We start from the raw sequence: 18242 nt of genomic DNA, 5'->3' as shown, positions 1-18242 counted from the left end.
TCAATTCCTTTTAAACTCTGAATGTTAAAGCACTTTCTAGTGGCTAAGTATGAAGCCAGTTGATATAAAATCTCTCGTAAATTATGTCTCTTTGAAGATACTAGGAGGAGGCGACTACCTACTAGACGCCTTAGAGGAGTACCTTGTTGAAGGTGAGGGGCCGGCTATTGTCGCCCATAAATACAACATCTCAAAACACCAACTTAGAGGTTACGCTCAACGCATCATTGAGAAAAGTGGAAGCGAGATTAGAGCTAAGAAAGTGATACCTATCCTCCAGTATCTTGCGGAAGGCATAGAACCTATTGTAGAGAGGAACGAAAACGGAGTCTACACGTGTGAGCTATGCAATACGGTCGTGGCAAGAGAAGACACGGAAGAGCACGTTAGGAAATATCATAAAGACCAGTTATCATTGGCTGTGAAAAAAATGATGGAGAGATTAGAGGAGTATAAAGCTAGCCGAGAGAAGGCAGTAGTTGTAACAGCCTCCTAAAGTTAACGTTTTGTGGCCTTTACGTCTCATTTTAGCGAGGAAAATTTTTATGCTGATCCTGCATAGTATTACCTCGATATGACAACAAAAACTGTAAGTTTAAGACTAAAGCTCAAAACGATAGAGGAGATGGATAAGTTATTAGAACTAGCACAGGCTAGAAGCCGGTCGGAGTTCATTATTAATGCGATTAAATTCTGCCTAGATAACGATGTATGCTGGCAACAGTTTGATCCAAAGTCGTTACAACAAGGATTACCTTAAATAATATTGAGACAATCCTTCAACTTTATCTTTATCAAGAATTACGTGAATTTAATTTTCTCCATAGCTTATAACTCAGAGATCGGCGTAAGTGTGAAAATGAAAATAGTCCTTGCTTATTCAGGAGGTTTGGACACAACCGTAGCCATTAGGTGGTTAAAGGAAACCTACAACGCTGAGGTGGTAAGCGTTAGCGTTGACGTAGGTCAATTGGAAGATTTCAAGAAAATAGAGGAGAGAGCATACTTGGCAGGAAGCGTAAAACATTACTTGATTGATGCAAAAAACGAGTTCGCTGAGAGGTTCGCCATAACTGACGTTATAATGAACGGTCTTTACGAAGAAGTCTACCCGTTGGCTACAGCTTTAGCGAGACCTCTCATAGCTGAAAAAGTAGTTGAGGTTGCGAGAAAGGAGGGTACAGAATACGTAGCCCACGGTTCGACCTCAAAAGGTAACGACCAGGTCAGATTCGATTTGGCTCTCAAGACCAACTTAGAGAACGTAAAGATAATAGCGCCTGCCAGGATATGGAAGATGACTAGGGAAGACGAGATATTGTTCGCTAGGGAGAGAGGGATCCCAATCAAGACGGAGAGCAGTAAGTACAGCATCGATGAAAACCTCTGGGGGAGGAGTATAGAAGGAGATTCGATAGCAGATCCGTCTGTAGAAGTCCCTGAAGACGCCTTCGAGTGGACTAAAGTGAGAAGCAATGACAAACTAAGGTTGAGTGTAGAGTTCGATAGGGGACTTCCAACTAAGCTCGATGGGGAAAAACTGTCCCCTGTAGACCTGATAAGAAGGCTTAATCAAATTGTTGGATCCAGAGGTTACGGTAGGATAGAACACCTTGAAAACAGGGTAGTTGGATTCAAATCAAGAGAGGTGTACGAGGCGCCCGCAGCGTTATCTCTGATCTCAACACATAAGGACCTAGAGAAGACGGTCCTAACGCCGCACGAACTGAGGTTCAAGAGATATATAGATTCGCTATGGTCTGACCTAGTGTATCAAGGTCTATGGTACGAACCTCTCAGAGAGACTATCGAGAACGCAGGAAAGGAGCTTAACAAGTGGATAACCGGAGAAGTTAAGGTAGAGGTTGAAAACAAGAGTTTAAGGATAGTTGGAAGAAGGTCCCCCTATTCCCCTTACTCAGAGAAGATATCATCGTATAACAAGGGATGGTATCCTTCAGATGAGGAAGCACGGGGATTTATAGAGATCTGGGGAATGCATTCCATATTGTCAAAGAAGGCGAGGTACGGATAATGCTCTATAGAAAGTGGGGCTCTAAGGAGGACAAAGTGGTAAAATACACCTCATCGATAAAGGACGACTTGAGGATAGTTGAACAGGTAAAGAAGGTTATGAAGGCTCACGTTATAGAACTCTTCCTATCTGGAAAAGTAACGAAGGAGGAGGCGAATAAGTTACTTTATGAGATAAACTCGTTCACTCAAGTTGACCCCTCTTATGAGGACGTACATGAAGCGTTAGAGGATCACCTCATAAAGACAACCGGTGGGGCCGGCAGCTCAATAGGATTGGGTAGAAGCAGGAACGATCACGTGGCCGCTGCCTTGAGATTAGAGATGAGAGACGAGACTATGGAGTTGTTGGAATCCATATTAGCGTTTAGGAGAACGTTATTAAACAAAGCTGAGGAGTTCAAGTCCACTCTCTTCACAGTTTACACTCATTTTCAACCGGCTCAACCTTCTACGTTCGGTCACTATTTGCTCTATGTGGAGGAAGAGGTCTCCTCCAGATGGCAGATGATATTTCACGCCTTGGACTTGGTTAACAGGTCACCATTAGGGAGTGGGGCTATAGTGGGCTCTTCAGCTAATCTGGACAGGAGGAGAGAGGCGAGTATGCTAGGGTTCAAGGACATAGTTGTTAACACCATCTCTGCCACGTCTTCCAGGGCCGATCTGATATCGGTAGTAATGGAGGTAACTAACCTGATGTTAGCTATAAGCAGGGTAGTAGAGGACATGATACTTCTCTCATCAAAGTTCGTAAACGTCCTCGAGTTGCCAGAAACCCACGTTAGTACGAGCTCTCTCATGCCTCAGAAAAGAAACGCGGTTACTATGGAGGTCTTAAGGGCTAGAATATCTAAAGTCGTAGGATACCTGGTCTCTATCATGTCCATGTATAAGTCAATACCTTCAGGTTATAATCTAGATCTCCAAGAGATTAACCCTCTATTTTGGAACGTGTTGGACGAATCTAAAGCCGGGATCGAGGTTATTCACGACATGATCAAAGAAGTTAAGGTCAAACAAGTTAAACCGGATAACGAGACTTTGGCTACAGACGAGGCGGAGCTGAAGGTGGAGAAGGGAATGAAGTTTAGGGACGCTTACTTTTACGTTGCGAAGTTAGTTAGAGAGGGTAAATTCTCTCCATCTATTACGTATGAGCAGTCTTTATTAAGAAAGGTGGTGGAAGGCAGTCCGAGCCCGGAGAGAATGAGTCAAGGTATTTCTCTAGCTAAAAAGAGACTGGAGGAACACGTAAACATGCTAATAGAATATAAAAACAAAGTGCTCGAGGAAGAGGGGAAATTGAGGTTGATAGAAAATGACATTTTGCAAGAGGGGAACTGAAGGGCTAATTTACCTAGAGGACGGTACCCTCCTCAAAGGATGCGGGTTCGGAGCTAAGGGAATAAGACAAGGGGAGGTAGTGTTCACCACATCTATGAACGGTTATCCAGAATCCATGACGGATCCATCTTATAGGGGCCAGATCCTGGCTATAACTCATCCGTTAGTGGGTAACTACGGTGTTCCATCTCCTATAGTTAAGAACGGTATATTACAGAATTTTGAATCTGAACACATTCAAATAGAGGGACTAGTTGTGATCGAGGAGACGGATCCCTTCAAATGGAACTCAAGCAAAAGCCTTCATGAGTGGATGGCTGAGCAAGGAGTGCCTGGAGTCTCATCAGTGGACACAAGACTGCTAGTGAAGAGGGTCAGGACCTTGGGCTCAATGATGGGTGTAATTGTGTCGGGCATGGAAGTCTCAGACCCTGCATCATATTTAGGGAAGAGATACGATGAGATTGACTTCACATATTTCACCTCGCCTAAATCACCTATTATACATCAGAACGTATCTGGTTCCTCTTTGATAGTTTTAGTTGACTGCGGGATCAAGCACGGTATATTGGATGAATTGTACAGAAGAGGCTTCACGATAATTAGGTTACCTTGCAAGTCAACTGCTGAGGAGATAATGGATTATTCTCCTAAAGGGGTAGTGTTCGGAAACGGACCTGGGAATCCTAATCTTCTAGAGGGATTAGCTCGGACCTTCGCATCGGTGACCGAATATAAGATCCCCACATTGGGAGTGTGCTTGGGACATCAGATCGCTACAAAGGCTTTAGGGGGGAAGGTAAGGAAGATGAAGTTTGGTCACAGGGCTATTAATAAGCCTGTAGTAGACGTTACTTCAGGTAAGTGTTTCATTTCTACTCATAACCACGGATACGGTGTGTACAAGGAGGATGTCCCGCAAGATACCCAGGTATGGTTTATCAATCCGGACGATGGTGTAGTCGAGGGGTTGATACATAAGAGACTGCCCATAATTACGACTCAATTTCATCCAGAGTCAAGACCTGGCCCTAACGATACCGTGTGGGTTTTCGATAGGTTCAAAAAGATGGTGATTGGAAATGAATGGAATTAAGAAGGTCTTGGTAGTTGGTTCTGGACCCATAAAAATAGCTGAGGCAGCAGAGTTCGACTATAGTGGGTCTCAGTCCCTTAAAGCGTATAGGGAAGAAGGGATAGAAACCGTCCTAGTGAACTCCAATGTGGCTACCGTGCAGACCAGCTATAAGATGACCGATAAGCTATACATGGTTCCGGTGACTTGGTGGGCGGTAGAAAAGGTTATTGAGCAGGAAAGACCTGACGCCATTGCTATAGGCTTCGGCGGTCAGACAGCCCTAAACGTTGGAGTTGACCTTTTCAAGAGAGGGATCCTTCAGAGGTACGATATAAAGGTACTAGGAACGCCGATTGAGGGGATAGAGAGAGCTTTGAGTAGAGAGAAATTTAGAGAGACCATGATAGATGTGAAGATTCCAGTTCCACCTAGCTTCTCTGCCAGGAGTTCAGACGAGGCGATAAAGAAGGCTGAAGAGATCGGTTACCCAGTTATGGTAAGAGTTAGCTTTAACTTAGGAGGGAGGGGTTCCACTGTTGCGTGGGATAGAGAATCATTGAGGAAAAGCATAGATAGAGCTCTCTCGCAAAGCTACATAGGAGAGGTGCTGGTAGAGAAGTACCTCAACCACTGGAAAGAGTTGGAGTACGAAGTCATGAGAGACAGCAAGGGTAACTCTGCCGTGATAGCGTGTATAGAGAACCTAGATCCCATGGGAGTACATACTGGCGAATCCATCGTAATAACCCCGTGTCAAACACTTGATAATAAGGAGTTTCAAGAGATGAGGAGCTTATCGATGAAGGTAGCAGAATCCATTAACTTGGTAGGCGAGTGTAATGTTCAATTTGCCCTCGATCCTTATAGTTATACTAACTACGTTATTGAAACCAACCCAAGGATGTCCAGATCCAGCGCTTTAGCTAGCAAAGCTACGGGATATCCTCTAGCTTACGTCTCAGCTAAATTGTCTTTGGGCTACACGTTAGAAGAGATATTAAATAAGGTATCTGGGGCTACATGTTCATGTTTCGAACCCAGCTTGGATTACGTAGTGATTAAAATCCCAAGATGGGATTTGCAGAAGTTCGAAGAGGTTGACACTAGCTTAGCTACGGAGATGAAGAGCGTTGGAGAAATCATGAGCATAGGTAGGTCATTTGAGGAGGCTCTACAGAAAGGGATCAGAATGCTTGACATAGGCGAACCAGGTTTAGTCGGTGGTGGGTATTACTTATCTTCAGCTTCCAAAGAGGACGCGTTAAGGGAGTTAAGCAGGAGAACTCCTTACTGGCCGATATGGGCCGCTAAGGCGTTTAAAGAGGGAGCCTCTACAGAGGAGGTTTACAAAATAACTGGAATAGATAAATTTTTCCTCGAGAAAATAAAAGGTATAGTTAATGTCTATGAGAAATTAAAGGAAATGAAAATAGATCACTCTATGTTACAATATCTGAAATCATTAGGATTTAGTGACGAGCAGATCGCGCTGGCTACCAAGTCAAGTGAAGGGGAAATCAGGAAAATCAGATTTAGTAATCAGATTTTGCCTAAGGTGAAGTTAATTGATACGCTCGCTGGAGAATGGCCTACTGTAACTAACTACCTTTACCTAACGTACGTAGGATCTGAGGATGACATAGAGCTTAACAACTCAGGAAATAGTTTACTTGTAGTAGGTGCAGGAGGCTTCAGAATAGGAGTGTCTGTAGAGTTCGATTGGGGTGTAGTGGAGCTAACCATGGCAGCACGGAAGTACTTCGACCAGGTTACAGTATTAAACTACAATCCAGAGACCGTCTCAACAGACTGGGATACGATAAGGAAGCTCTATTTTGACGAGATAACTAAAGAGAGGATATTAGACATAATAAAGAAGGAGAACTACACATATGTCGCTACTTTCGCTGGGGGACAAATTGGGAACAACCTGGCAAAGAGATTAGAGGAGGAGGGAATAAAGCTCTTGGGATCTTCAGGCCGTTCAGTTGATTTAGCTGAGGATAGGGAAAAGTTCTCTGCTCTCTTAGATAGGTTAGGCGTTAAGCAGCCAGCTTGGATATCAGCCAAAGACCCTCAGGAGGTAAGAAAGTTCATCTCTGAGATAGGTTTCCCAGTTCTGGTGAGGCCGAGCTACGTGCTTAGCGGTTCATCAATGGCCATAGTGAGGAATGAGCAGGAGTTAGATAGCATAATACAGAAGGCTAAACTCTCAACCAAATATCCTGTAGTAATTAGTAAGTTCCTTGAAGACAGTTATGAGGCTGAGGTGGACGGCGTTAGCGATGGAAAGGGAGTCTTCGGCGTAATTATAGAACACGTGGAAGAAGCTGGCGTCCACAGCGGAGATAGCACTATGTCCATACCCACTAGGGAGATAACTCACGTCAGTCAAGACCTTAAGAACATAGCTTTATCCCTAGCTAGGGAAATCAACGTGAAGGGCCCATTCAACCTCCAGTTCGTGATTAAAGATAACGTACCGTACGTTATAGAGATGAACCTAAGGGCTAGCAGATCCATGCCTTTCTCTAGCAAAGCAAAAGGTACGAACTTAATGGAAATGGCCATGAAGGCCATAATTGAGGGTCTTAATACTGACGAGTTCGTCGAGCCTGAAAGCAAGTCATGGGCAGTTAAGTCTCCACAGTTCTCCTGGACCCAACTCAAGGACTCCTATCCGTTTCTCGGACCTGAAATGAGAAGTACAGGTGAGTCTGCATCCCTAGGCGTAACGTTTTATGACGCGCTCTTGAAGAGCTGGTTGTCAAGTTCACCTAATCGTTTGCCCAAACAAGGAAAAAGTGTGCTCTTATATGGTAAAGGTAACATGGAGAGGCTAAAGGAGACCGGAATCAATCTTGAGAAATTGGGCCTTACCGTTAAGACATTAGAACATTTCGAGGTATCTGGGTTTGACGTAATAAGTCCAGACATCGCGCTAAATATGATAGGTAGAGGGGAGATAGACTTGATAGTGACTAACGGTTACATGAAGAGCTTTGATTACAAGATCAGGAGATTGGCCGTGGATTTAAATGTACCAATTGTGTTGAATGGAAGGTTAGGAAGAGAGATAAGCCACGCCATGATTAAAAACGAGATGACGTTTTATGAGATGAGAAGGTATGGAGGGGGAACCTAATGAAGGTCGCACTGGTAGTAGATATAGTTAGACAAGAGGAAAAGTTACTTGTAAAGGCCCTAAACGAACAACAGATAAGCTACGATGTGCTCAACGTAGCTCAGGAGCCTTTACCGTTTAATAGGGCGTTAGGTAGATACGATGTGGCTATAATAAGGGCTGTAAGTATGTATAGATCTCTTTACGCAGCGGCAGTTCTAGAGGGGGCAGGGGTACATACAATAAACTCAGCTGACGTGATAAGCGTAGCAGGAGACAAAATATTGACCTACTCCAAACTGTTTAAAGCTGGGATACCAGTCCCTCAATCAGTTATAGCTATGTCTCCAGACTCCGTTATGAAAGCTTACGAACAAATTGGGTTTCCATTAATCGATAAACCACCTATAGGAAGTTGGGGAAGAATGGTATCGTTAATCAGAGATATACTAGAGGGGAAGACCATAATAGAGCACAGGGAAATGATGGGAAACTCTGCACTTAAGGTTCACATAGTGCAAGAGTACATAACAGGAAAGAACAGGGATATAAGGTGTATTGTGATGGGAAAGGAACTTCTAGGATGTTACGCTAGGAACATTCCATCAAACGAATGGAGGGCTAATGTGGCTCTTGGTGGGACCCCAACTCCATTAGAAGTGGATGATGCCCTCAAGGAAACTACCCTGAAGGCCGCTAAGGTAATAAATGGGGAGTTTGTATCTATAGACGTTCTAGAACATCGCTCGAGAGGGTACGTGATAAACGAGCTTAACGACGTCCCTGAGTTTAAGGGCTTTATCTTAGCTACTGGTATCGACGTGCCAAACAGGTTAGTGAGTTACATAAAAGAAAACTTTTCTTAGTCCTCATTTATCTTACCTACAACTTCCGCTAAGAAGACATCGTGCCTAGTGTCTTCAAGTACTTTTCTCATCGCGTCTACCTTCTGTCTCAAACCTGGGACGAGAGATTTAGGGTACTCTAGCTTCCACAACATGTCGTAAATGTTTTCCATAACAGCCAGTATCTCTTTACCTTTCTCTTTCTCTCCTCTCCTAAGGCTTTCTAAAGCAGCTCTCCTCATCTCACCAATCGCGTCAGCTATCCCTGTTATGTAGTACACGTCCGGAATCCCGAGATCTTTGGGTAGAGTCAACGAAGTTCCAAAATAGAAGGAAAGAACAACGCTTGCCTCACTAATCTCCTGAAACGCCACACCAACGTCTCCAAATAAGAGCTCCGGGAAATTGCTTACAATGCCCTTTATTTCCTCAAGTTTCGTTTTGGCTTTAGAGTATCTATCTAATGCTTCCTCTCTTTTGCCTCTATGGGACAATGATATAGTTTCTCCAGAGTACCTGATAACTTCCCTGGATATCTGTAAAAGTCTCTCCCTACTTTCAAACCTAGACAACAATTTAGTCTCAATTGAAGTTACATATCTCTCGATTTCTTCGGTAAGCATGACTTTCATTTATAGAGTCTAATTTAAGATTTGTGTGTTTTGCTATACTATCTATTCAAAAGTTCCTTTAATGAAAGTTTTATGGTTTGATCCAAATGTACCTTAAATCTGTCCTTATAATTTAAACAGTTCTGTTCCAAACTGTAGTGTCATTTAGATTTAAATTACTTATATAATATACCTGATAACATGAACGAAAAAATAACGATCGTAGGTGCGGGGGTAATAGGCGTAGGTTGGGCTACGCTCTTCGCGTCTAAGGGATATCAAGTAGCGCTGTATACAGAAAAGAACGATACTTTAAATAAGGGTTTAGAGAAGCTGAGGAACTATGTTCAAGTCCTAAGAAGTAATAATCAAGTTACAGAGGATCCGCAACAAATTCTTTCTAGAGTTGATCCAACTACAGATTTACACAAAGCCGTTTCGAACACAAGTTTTGTGATAGAGGCGATCATAGAGGATTATGATGCGAAAAAGAAGCTTTTCGCTCACTTAGATCAAGACCTTCCAAAGGACGTGATAATAGCCAGCAGCACATCCGGTCTTCTCATGAGCGAAATTCAGAAGGCAATGAAGAAAAGCCCAGAAAGAGGAGTAATAGCTCACCCTTGGAATCCTCCCCATCTATTGCCTTTGGTAGAAGTAGTTCCTGGAGAGAGAACCTCACCTGAGGTTTTAGAGAAGACTAAGAACGTAATGGAGAAGTTAGATAGAGTGGTAGTAGTACTGAAGAAGGAGATTCCAGGTTTCATAGGTAACAGACTCGCCTTCGCTCTCTTTAGGGAGGCAGTGAACCTAGTAGATGAGGGAGTGGCTACAGTCGAAGACATAGATAAAGTTATGACGGCTGCTATAGGTCTGAGATGGGCGTTTATGGGACCTTTCTTAACCTATCATTTAGGAGGAGGAGAGGGCGGTCTAGAGTACTTCTTCAATAGAGGATTCGGTTATGGAGCTAACGAATGGATGCATACATTAGCTAAATATGAGAAGTTCCCTTACTCAGGAGTGATTAAAGCTGTTCAGCAGATGAAGGACTACGCCTTCTTAAAAGGGAAAACGTTTCAAGACATCTCTAAGTGGAGAGATGAAAAACTTCTGAAGGTATATAAGCTCGTTTGGGAACAAAAATAATTATTCCTTTTCCTTAAATTCAAGAATTCCCATGTTTTCTAGAAGGCCCGAATCAGTCACGTCGAATAAGATCGCTTCCTCTTTCCCTGAATTGGTGTGACTGTGAACCGCGTTAGCAGGGACAACGAAGATATCTCCTTGGCCCCACTTGAAAATCTCACCGTCAATCTCAGAATACCCTTCCCCCTTAACAACTAGATAGATTGAAGCCATGTTGTGTGAGTGAGGGGTTGTAGAAGTTCCTGGTTCTATGTACTGAAAACCTGCCATCATGTTTGGGGTCAGTCCTTTTGATCTACCCGTGCTAGGAGAGTAAAACATAATCTTGGCTACTCCCTTCTCTATCTGGCCCTCTTTAGCTAATTTCCTTAGCAAGGTGACTGTTGGCTCGAATTTAATCACTTTAGGCTTTACTTTTACGGGTGGTTCAGTATTTTCCATGAAGACAACTACTTTTAAATCGTCTCCTTCAATTTCCTTTACTATGTCGTTTACGTTCCTCTTTAAATCGGATTGGAGATCCTTCCTAACCAAGAGCTTTGACATCGTGCTTAAATTATTTAAAAAGTATAAAAAGGTGATGTATTATGGCTAAGAACTGCATTATGAAAAGCGGGTACGAAACTTGTGTGGAGATATGCGGCAGATTAATATGTGACGAGGCAACGGTTAGAGAGTACTCAGAAATATGTGAACAGTGTAACAAAGGAAACCAAAAAGCTTGCTTGACACTTTACTCTAGATTCGGATGTTGGAGCTCGTCCGGATGGTGGCTTTAGATTTCTTCACCTAGCTATAAAATATGAAATTAGAAGCATGAATGCACCACCTAAAGCTATCATTAGTCCGGATCTTATTTTGTCCCTTACAGTTCCCTCATAGGCCAGTCCCAGTATAAAGAGCTCTGCTATAGATATTATCACGCCCGTGATCAAACTCCTCGTTACAATTGATACCACTAGAGAGATGAGACCAAGAAATGGAGACAACCCGTGAGAGACAACTGACAGGAGAATAGTTACCTTCATTCCGTAGTCGTAAGTTGACCCCTTTAGGCTCCTCATCATCTGTCTCTCCAACCTATCGAACTCCAGTTTCTTCTCCTTGGCTTCAACGATCAGCGAGTTCCAGGCAGAGGAAATGGATATCGCAACCACTCCAGACAAAACTGAGAGAATCGTAGCGTTTAGAGAGACGTTAGCTAACCTGGAGGAGACAAGGATTCCAAGGGTTAGTAACACTCCGTCAAAAGCACCAAGGATAAGGTACCTCCTTAGTACAGGTCTCTCGTTTCTTAACGAATATCTTAGCCCCTCAACGAACTTGTCAATCACGTTCGATATATTGATTCAACTTAAATATTAGTCTTGTCTAAACGCCTGTGTTATGAAAAAGACAATACTACTTGGAGCAGCCATAGTCGTGTTAGTCATAACCATTGCTGGGGTGGCTCTAGCCTCATCCTATAAGACAACTTTGACCATCACCTCTCTCAATGCGCCATTAATCGATGGAAAGTATACTCTTGAGGTCAAAGTAATAATGAATTACGGTCCTTTCGGAGGCAGCCAACCCCTTAATGATGGGATAGTCCAGGTCTACGGTCAGGACGGCACGTTTTATAGAAACTTCACGATGTCTAACGGAGTCGCCACCTTCTACTTACCTCCCGGAACTTATACCGTTTACGTGGCCAGCCTTCATTATACTTTTACGATAGATTTAAGTCAGAGCAGACTAGCCACTTTGTCTTACGCATATCTAGTTAGCTAAATTTTAATATTTCGTTATTAGATAAATAATTTGTGATAAAGCTCGAAGTTGTTAAAATAGATATCCCGGAGGGTACTAACGTCATAGTAGGTCATTCCCATTTTATAAAGACAGTTGAAGATTTATACGAAACCTTAGCTTCCTCCTCACCAGGATTAAAGTTCGGTATAGCTTTCAGCGAAGCTAGCGGAAAGAGACTCATAAGATATGACGGTAATGACGAGGAACTAATCAAGCTAGCGGTAGAAAACTGCAAAAAAATATCAGCAGGACACACGTTCGTGATCTATATTAAGAATGGCTTCCCAATAAACGTATTAAACAGAATAAAACAAGTGGAGGAAGTGGTAAGAATATATGCTGCTACGGCTAACCCACTGCAGGTCATAATAGGGGAAACTGACCAAGGAAGAGGAGTCTTGGGAGTCGTGGACGGCTTAACTCCCCTGGGCGTTGAGACCGAGGCTGACATAAAAGAGAGGAAGGAGATCCTTAGGAAGTTCGGATATAAGAGATAAAGCTTTGGCCATTAGTTCGTCCGACACTTTAGGATTTTTTCTGAATTTAATCATGGCTGCACAAATTAATATTAGGGCCTGAGTGAATTTCCTCTCGTTACCGGTTGATCTCCTCCAGATACTCTCTAAAATCTCATGCGCTTCCCAAAACCTGCAGTCGTTTAGTAGAAGCCACAAGTCCTGTGGACTTTCACCAACTCTAATGTAAAATAACGGCCTCCCGAGACCATTCATTACTTTCTCCACGTCCCCTATGACATCAACTTCCTTATACTTGCACTCCCTAACGTCTATTAGACGATATCCACTCTCTTTAATAAATTCCAGCTTCGCATCCAAGGGATAGAACAAGATGTATCTTTCCATCGAGTTTTTATTTAAGAACTGCTATTATATACTTTGATGCGAAAGGAGGCTACACTATACACGGTAAAAGGAGATAGGGTTAGATGTGATGCCTGTGCGAGGAAGTGCCTTATTGGTGAGGGAAAGACTGGGTTCTGTGGCATAAGATCCGTTTCCAATAGTAAACTTTACCTTGACGTTTATGGAAAGGTTGCGGCCATGCATATAGATCCTATAGAGAAGAAACCCTTGGTTCATTTTTATCCTGGGTCTAGAGTCCTCTCCTTCTCCACGTTCGGATGTAATTGGATGTGTGCATATTGTCAAAACTATGACATTAGCCAGAGAAGAGTGATTGATGGAGCGGACTTAATGCCTGAAGATATTGTTGAAATGGCTAGAGCATACCAGGTAGAGGGAATAACGTACACCTACAATGAACCTGTAATCTTTATCGAGTTCGCCTATGATACTGGGACTCTAGCTAAGAGATATGGGCTACTTAATACTATGGTTAGTAATGGATACTGGTCTGATGAGGCAGTGGATTACGCTAAGGATTTCATAGATGCGGTGACAATTGACTTTAAGGGAAACGGAGAGCCGAGATTTATGAGGAGGTACACAGGAGCTTCAGGACCAGAACCAATTTTTCAAACAATCAATGAGTTGATCAAAAGGAAGATTCACGTAGAGATAACTGACTTAATAATACCAGAGATAGGGGACAATTTGGAGTTCGCTAAGGGTTTCCTATCGAAACTTTATGATACTGTAGGCCCAGACGTTCCGATTCATTTTCTTAGGTTTCACCCGGACTATAAGTTGAACAACTTACCTCTTACTTCTGTGGCTACCCTAGAGGCCCACTACAAGCTTGCGAAGGAGACAGGTTTCAGGTTCGTATACGTAGGGAACGTACCAGGCCATCCTCTGGAAAATACATATTGTCCAAACTGCGGAAGCGTTGTGATAGAAAGGTACGGCTTTAGGATAACAGGGTGGAACCTCACCGAGGATATGAGGTGTAAAAATTGCAGTTATAAGCTCCCTATAGAAGGAAAGAGATCAAAGCACTATAGGGAGGATAGGTTCGAGCCCATATTCATCTGAGCTAATAAGAAATGGAAAGCTTCATGTCAGCTATATCGTTATTAGATATTATGACCTCAACTACTATGTCTCCACATCTTCTCCTCATGATTATTTTATTTTCTGAGAGCGAAACCTTAAGGTTAGAGCAATTATTAAGGGACTTTAACTTAAAGTTGTAATAGGGATTTCTGACTCTTCTAACTGCTTTGCTTACGACTTTCTCGAAGAGGGAGCTAGGATCTATAACTTGATCTCTGAGCAGAGGTACCTTAAGCTTAACTTCAATATAATACTCATTAACATTGATCTCCATCGAGTCATATCTCTTAGAATAAATATAGCAAAATCCTATCGGAGACAGTAACGAGTAAATCGCTGCTATTAATATAAATTGCCTAAAGTACTCAAACGTGAAGAGCACAGTGGACGCAAAGGAGAGAGGAATTATGTAAAGAAGGTAGGGAGCTGAGTTCCAAAAGTCTCTCATTCTCCTTGTCACTAACAGTGTAGATATGGCAGGTCCTGCTACTGGTATAAATACAGAAAAGGACTGTAAGACTGTTCCTCTCTCGTAGCTTAGCATATATCATATTACTCAAGCGGGGAATTAAAGCATTAATACTATTCAATTTAATAACTTTACTCGGAATCCATCATGGAATACGAGACCTTAGAGACTAAAAAGGAAGGTAACCTCTTCTGGATTACTTTAAATAGACCTGACAAATTAAACGCATTAAACTCTAAACTTTTAGAGGAGTTAAATAGGGCAGTCTCAGAGGGTGAAAGCGACCCCGAGGTAAGAGTTATCATAATTACCGGTAAGGGAAAGGCGTTCTGTGCTGGAGCTGACATCACCCAGTTTAACCAGTTATCTCCGACCGATGCTTGGAGATTCTCTAAGAGAGGTAGAGAGGTAATGGATAAAATAGAGTCTCTTAGTAAGCCTACCATCGCGATGATAAACGGTTATGCGCTAGGGGGAGGACTAGAGTTGGCCTTATCATGTGACATAAGGATCGCAGCAGAGGAGGCTCAATTGGGTTTGCCTGAAATAAACCTAGGAATATATCCAGGATATGGGGGAACTCAGAGACTAACTAGGATAGTAGGAAAGGGAAGAGCCTTGGAGATTATGATGACCGGTGATAGACTTAGTGGTAAGGACGCGGAGAGATATGGGTTAGTAAATAGGGTGACTCCATTGTCAAATTTGGAGCAAGAGACCAGGAAGTTAGCGGAAAAGATAGCTAGGAAGTCTCCGGTGTCATTAGCCCTAATTAAAGAGGTTGTGAATAAGGGTTTAGACTCGCCTCTAGCTTCTGGCCTCTCTTTAGAAAGTATAGGTTGGGGAGTGATATTCTCAACAGAGGACAAAAAGGAGGGCGTCAACGCCTTCCTAGAGAAAAGGGAGCCTAACTTTAAAGGCAAATAATTTTTATATTAAATGGGTTATTATTATTAAAATAAGTAATATAGCTAGATATGGAGATGAGAACTTAAATGACCTCCAGGCCTCCTCTCCCGTGGGTTTTCTCATCAACCTAATACTGAAGTACATCTGAATTATTGAAAGGATCAAAGAGACTATAGCGTATACTACCCCAGAGAAAAGAGCTAGGGCTAACGCGAAGGGGATCATAAGAGCGTTAGAAATGGCTATCATCTTGGCGGAGAAGTTCTCATTCATGATTACAGGTAACATAGGTATACCCGCTCTGGAATAGTCCTCCCTGAACCTCAGGGCTAAAGCCCAAAAGTGGCCCGGAGTCCACATAAATATCAATAGTCCCAACAACAATGAGGATAGAGTAAAAGATGAAGTTGTCGAGGCGAAACCAGCCCAGGCGGCCGCACTACCTGCCAAACCTCCAATGACAATGTTTAAGGGACTTCTAGGTTTAAGCCATACCGTGTAAACTAGGATATAAACTAATCCTCCTAAGAGAATGAAAAAAGCTGTCAAAGGGTTGTCTAATAGCCCAATGAGAGTACCTAAAATCAGAAGGGAAGAACCTACATAAATAGCTTCCTTCTTTGAAACGTATCCCATCACTGTTGGACGCTTAGAAGTCCTTTTCATAACCTTATCCCTGTCTATCTCTATGCCCTCATTTACTATCATAGATCCTCCAGAGGCTAAAGTGCCTCCAACTAATACGACTAAGATGTTAAGCGGCATCAGTTTTCCTGATAGAAAGGCTCCAGCAAGAGCAGCTAAGTCGAGTAGCCATATGATTCTTGGCTTGCTTAATTTAGCGTAATAAATTAGCCTGGCTGATATGGAAACGGCCAAGTTTTATCATTTTTATAATTTGTTTCGACTCTTATAAATGTAAACTTTGTAAGGTAGACTCAAATCAGTCCTTTAGTAATTAGTACAATATCGGAGAACAGACCGAAAGCCGCGTTCTGAGGACCGGCTCCAGGTCCCATTATCACCACCTCCTGAATATCGGAATGAATGTCTAGAGCGTTCATCACACCCTCAACGTTATAGAGAGGGTCTTCTTTCGTTATTTCCTCTGGTGAGACCTTCGCAAAGCGTCCTTCCGAATAAGCTATCAATTTAACTTTCTTACCCTTTAGCGAACTCTTTCTAATATTTTCTATACCGGAGAATACCACGTCCTTGATTGACAAATTAAGTCCCATAGCGAAGTTGGTTAATATCGTTAGTTTGGCAGCGGCGTCAAAGCCGTTCACGTCATGTTCTGGATTAGTCTCTGCGTAGCCTAAAGCCTGAGCTTCCTTTAAAGCCTGATCGTACTCTAACCCTTGATGCATTCTCGTAAGAATGTAGTTTGTTGTACCATTAAGTATACCTCTAATCTTAACTATCTTGAGGCCTCTCATCAACCTAAGCAAATTTATTGAAGGTGTCCCACTCATCACTGTTGCTTGAAAACCTACTGAGGCGCTGTGTTTCTTAGCTAAGTCCATGATTTCACCATATCGCAAGGCCAGAGGCGCTTTGTTTGCTGTCACTACGTGTATGCCTCTAGATAGGGCCTCTCTATATAAGGAGAGCGAAGGTTCACCGCTCTCGTAATTAGCTGAGCTTACGTCTATTATAACATCCGGGTTTGTCATGTTTAAAGCGTCTATTGGACCTCCTTCCTTATTTTTAATGAAGTTATCCGAGTCCTCCAGCATTATACCGCTTCTGTTGACTACAGCCTCTATCTTTACGTTAAGACCTGTTTTCTCTCCTCTCTCCTTTATCATCTTTCTAAGCGCTTTTCCTACGTTTCCATAGCCCAGAAACATCGCTCTGAGACTAACAGACGTCATGGACTACTTTTCCACCTAAGTTACTTAATAATCTAGCAGTTTCCTTAACAGCCTCCTCTACTTCCCTTTCAGCAATCCCTCTAACGCCCGCCCCAACTATCAAGACGTCCCTTGTGGAGTCGCTAACGCTAGTTATGATTGAGTCCCTGTGAGGGAAAATGTGCATCACGTTTCCCACTCCATCGACCATTATTGGTATTCCAGGGGGGAGAACCTCAGACTTGTTACCTATTCCATCGAACTTCTCTCCTCCAGAGCTTAGGGTTATCCTCGGTTCTCCTGAAATCTTTTTCAAGTCATAGATACCTATCGAAATCAATGTGGAAGCGCTCACTACGTTTCCGGCATCTACAATATCGTTTATCCTAGGTAATTTCCCTGATCTCGCTATTCGTCTTCTTAGTGCCTCGCCGCTAGGTCTAGTTTTAGTTGGATCTATACCTAAACTCCAATAGAAGTCTCTGTATACTCTCACAGTCGGGACATCCTTTAGCGAGGCCGGATCGGTTTTCCTGAACTTCTCCTCAACTTCCCTGAGCTCCGTCTCTAACGTTCCCTTCCCGTTATTTACTCCTATAACTTCAGTGTGCTTTACGAAAATCCCTTTTGATATGCATTCCTTACTCACTTCAATCCTCATCTGCTCACCTCTAAGGATATCATAAGCTTCGCCTTTTTCACGCCATGAATTTGAGTGAGACTTTTAACTAGGTTTTCTAAGTCAGCTCTCCTTCCCCTAAGGGCTACCGCCTCCATACAATTTTTATCATCAACATGGATATGTAATGTTGAAATTATCAACGATTCGAACTGATGCTCCGTAGCTATAATCTCATTCCCCGCCGTATCATCATATACCAAGTTTAGGATACCTAGAACGTTAGAGTTGTCATCTGAGAACTCATCTAAATAATCTACTAGGGCAATCTCAACTAGCCTGGATCTGCTAACTCCCTCTAACTTCGCCCTGTCCTCAAGTCTTTTCAAAGTTCGCTTATTTAGAGCTACGCTAATCTTTTCAACGTTCAT

The 18242-nt window shown here is 42.7% G+C and carries 21 protein-coding genes; 12 read left to right on the top strand and 9 right to left on the bottom strand.

Annotated features, from left to right (window positions below):
* Positions 1–49 precede the first annotated feature (49 nt).
* The 6 genes from MCUP_RS01540 (at position 50) to lysX (ending at position 8449) form a co-directional block, all read left to right on the top strand.
* On the top strand, positions 50–496 hold the full coding sequence (locus MCUP_RS01540) for a hypothetical protein (protein WP_013736906.1): 447 nt from the start codon (positions 50–52) through the stop codon (positions 494–496).
* Positions 497–859: 363 nt separating this feature from the next.
* Entirely contained in the window at positions 860–2035 is a 1176-nt protein-coding gene (locus MCUP_RS01530; RefSeq protein WP_048057687.1) for an argininosuccinate synthase, read from the top strand.
* Complete coding sequence (gene argH, locus MCUP_RS01525) at positions 2035–3381, top strand: argininosuccinate lyase (protein WP_013736904.1); 1347 nt, start codon at positions 2035–2037, stop codon at positions 3379–3381. Before MCUP_RS01530 ends, argH begins: the two co-directional genes overlap by 1 nt.
* Entirely contained in the window at positions 3356–4477 is a 1122-nt protein-coding gene (carA, locus tag MCUP_RS01520; RefSeq protein WP_013736903.1) for a glutamine-hydrolyzing carbamoyl-phosphate synthase small subunit, read from the top strand. Before argH ends, carA begins: the two co-directional genes overlap by 26 nt.
* Complete coding sequence (carB, locus tag MCUP_RS01515) at positions 4464–7604, top strand: carbamoyl-phosphate synthase (glutamine-hydrolyzing) large subunit (protein ID WP_013736902.1); 3141 nt, start codon at positions 4464–4466, stop codon at positions 7602–7604. Before carA ends, carB begins: the two co-directional genes overlap by 14 nt.
* Positions 7604–8449: a lysine biosynthesis protein LysX gene (gene lysX, locus MCUP_RS01510; RefSeq protein ID WP_013736901.1), complete on the top strand. Its 846-nt coding sequence runs from the start codon at positions 7604–7606 to the stop codon at positions 8447–8449. Before carB ends, lysX begins: the two co-directional genes overlap by 1 nt.
* Here lysX and MCUP_RS01505 read toward each other — a convergent pair.
* Positions 8446–9051, bottom strand: coding sequence for a translin family protein (locus MCUP_RS01505; protein ID WP_013736900.1), 606 nt, complete (start codon positions 9049–9051; stop codon positions 8446–8448). The genes lysX and MCUP_RS01505 overlap by 4 nt on opposite strands.
* A 189-nt stretch (positions 9052–9240) precedes the next feature.
* On the opposite strand from MCUP_RS01505, the gene MCUP_RS01500 reads away from it, so the two are divergent.
* Positions 9241–10188, top strand: a complete 948-nt coding sequence (locus MCUP_RS01500) for a 3-hydroxyacyl-CoA dehydrogenase family protein (RefSeq protein ID WP_013736899.1) — start codon at positions 9241–9243, stop codon at positions 10186–10188.
* Here the strand turns inward: MCUP_RS01500 and MCUP_RS01495 are convergent, their stop codons facing one another.
* Positions 10189–10734 (bottom strand): cupin domain-containing protein, encoded by a 546-nt coding sequence (locus tag MCUP_RS01495; protein WP_013736898.1) that lies wholly within the window; start codon positions 10732–10734, stop codon positions 10189–10191. It lies immediately after the preceding gene.
* Positions 10735–10775: 41 nt separating this feature from the next.
* Here MCUP_RS01495 and MCUP_RS09820 point away from each other — a divergent pair, with 41 nt between their 5' ends.
* Positions 10776–10967: a hypothetical protein gene (locus MCUP_RS09820; RefSeq protein WP_083808555.1), complete on the top strand. Its 192-nt coding sequence runs from the start codon at positions 10776–10778 to the stop codon at positions 10965–10967.
* Positions 10968–10973: 6 nt separating this feature from the next.
* On the opposite strand, the gene MCUP_RS01490 is transcribed toward MCUP_RS09820, so the two are convergent.
* Entirely contained in the window at positions 10974–11522 is a 549-nt protein-coding gene (locus tag MCUP_RS01490; RefSeq protein WP_013736897.1) for a VIT1/CCC1 transporter family protein, read from the bottom strand.
* Positions 11523–11574: 52 nt separating this feature from the next.
* Here MCUP_RS01490 and MCUP_RS01485 point away from each other — a divergent pair, with 52 nt between their 5' ends.
* Positions 11575–11961 carry a hypothetical protein gene (locus MCUP_RS01485; protein WP_013736896.1) on the top strand — a complete coding sequence of 129 codons (387 nt, stop codon included), beginning with the start codon at positions 11575–11577 and terminating at the stop codon, positions 11959–11961.
* A gap of 32 nt (positions 11962–11993) precedes the next feature.
* Positions 11994–12479, top strand: coding sequence for an adenosine-specific kinase (locus MCUP_RS01480; RefSeq protein WP_013736895.1), 486 nt, complete (start codon positions 11994–11996; stop codon positions 12477–12479).
* Here the strand turns inward: MCUP_RS01480 and MCUP_RS01475 are convergent.
* Positions 12399–12845 carry a DUF309 domain-containing protein gene (locus MCUP_RS01475; protein ID WP_048057373.1) on the bottom strand — a complete coding sequence of 149 codons (447 nt, stop codon included), beginning with the start codon at positions 12843–12845 and terminating at the stop codon, positions 12399–12401. The genes MCUP_RS01480 and MCUP_RS01475 overlap by 81 nt on opposite strands.
* Positions 12846–12881: 36 nt before the next feature.
* Between MCUP_RS01475 and amrS the strand changes: the two genes are divergently transcribed.
* Positions 12882–13937, top strand: a complete 1056-nt coding sequence (amrS, locus tag MCUP_RS01470) for an AmmeMemoRadiSam system radical SAM enzyme (RefSeq protein WP_013736894.1) — start codon at positions 12882–12884, stop codon at positions 13935–13937.
* Position 13938: 1 nt separating this feature from the next.
* On the opposite strand, the gene MCUP_RS01465 is transcribed toward amrS, so the two are convergent.
* On the bottom strand, positions 13939–14502 hold the full coding sequence (locus tag MCUP_RS01465) for a hypothetical protein (RefSeq protein WP_013736893.1): 564 nt from the start codon (positions 14500–14502) through the stop codon (positions 13939–13941).
* A 72-nt stretch (positions 14503–14574) separates the two neighbouring features.
* Between MCUP_RS01465 and MCUP_RS01460 the strand changes: the two genes are divergently transcribed.
* The gene (locus tag MCUP_RS01460; protein ID WP_013736892.1) at positions 14575–15354 is read left to right on the top strand and encodes a 3-hydroxypropionyl-CoA dehydratase; all 780 of its coding nucleotides are present in this window, start codon (positions 14575–14577) and stop codon (positions 15352–15354) included.
* 3 nt (positions 15355–15357) lie between these two features.
* Here MCUP_RS01460 and cyoE read toward each other — a convergent pair whose 3' ends face one another.
* Genes cyoE through MCUP_RS01440 form a run of 4 tightly spaced genes read right to left on the bottom strand, consistent with a single transcriptional unit; the run spans position 15358 to position 18242 of the window.
* The gene (gene cyoE, locus MCUP_RS01455) at positions 15358–16215 is read right to left on the bottom strand and encodes a heme o synthase (RefSeq protein ID WP_013736891.1); all 858 of its coding nucleotides are present in this window, start codon (positions 16213–16215) and stop codon (positions 15358–15360) included.
* 59 nt (positions 16216–16274) lie between these two features.
* Positions 16275–17213: a homoserine dehydrogenase gene (locus MCUP_RS01450; RefSeq protein WP_013736890.1), complete on the bottom strand. Its 939-nt coding sequence runs from the start codon at positions 17211–17213 to the stop codon at positions 16275–16277.
* Entirely contained in the window at positions 17200–17853 is a 654-nt protein-coding gene (locus tag MCUP_RS01445) for a B3/B4 domain-containing protein (RefSeq protein ID WP_013736889.1), read from the bottom strand. Before MCUP_RS01445 ends, MCUP_RS01450 begins: the two co-directional genes overlap by 14 nt.
* Positions 17850–18242 carry a CopG family ribbon-helix-helix protein gene (locus MCUP_RS01440; RefSeq protein ID WP_013736888.1) on the bottom strand — a complete coding sequence of 131 codons (393 nt, stop codon included), beginning with the start codon at positions 18240–18242 and terminating at the stop codon, positions 17850–17852. Before MCUP_RS01440 ends, MCUP_RS01445 begins: the two co-directional genes overlap by 4 nt.

Origin of the sequence: Metallosphaera cuprina Ar-4, assembly GCF_000204925.1 — an archaeon.
Lineage (GTDB): Archaea > Thermoproteota > Thermoprotei_A > Sulfolobales > Sulfolobaceae > Metallosphaera > Metallosphaera cuprina.
The sequence above is the reverse complement of the archived record's forward strand: the minus strand, read 5'-3'. Positions and strand labels throughout refer to the sequence as shown.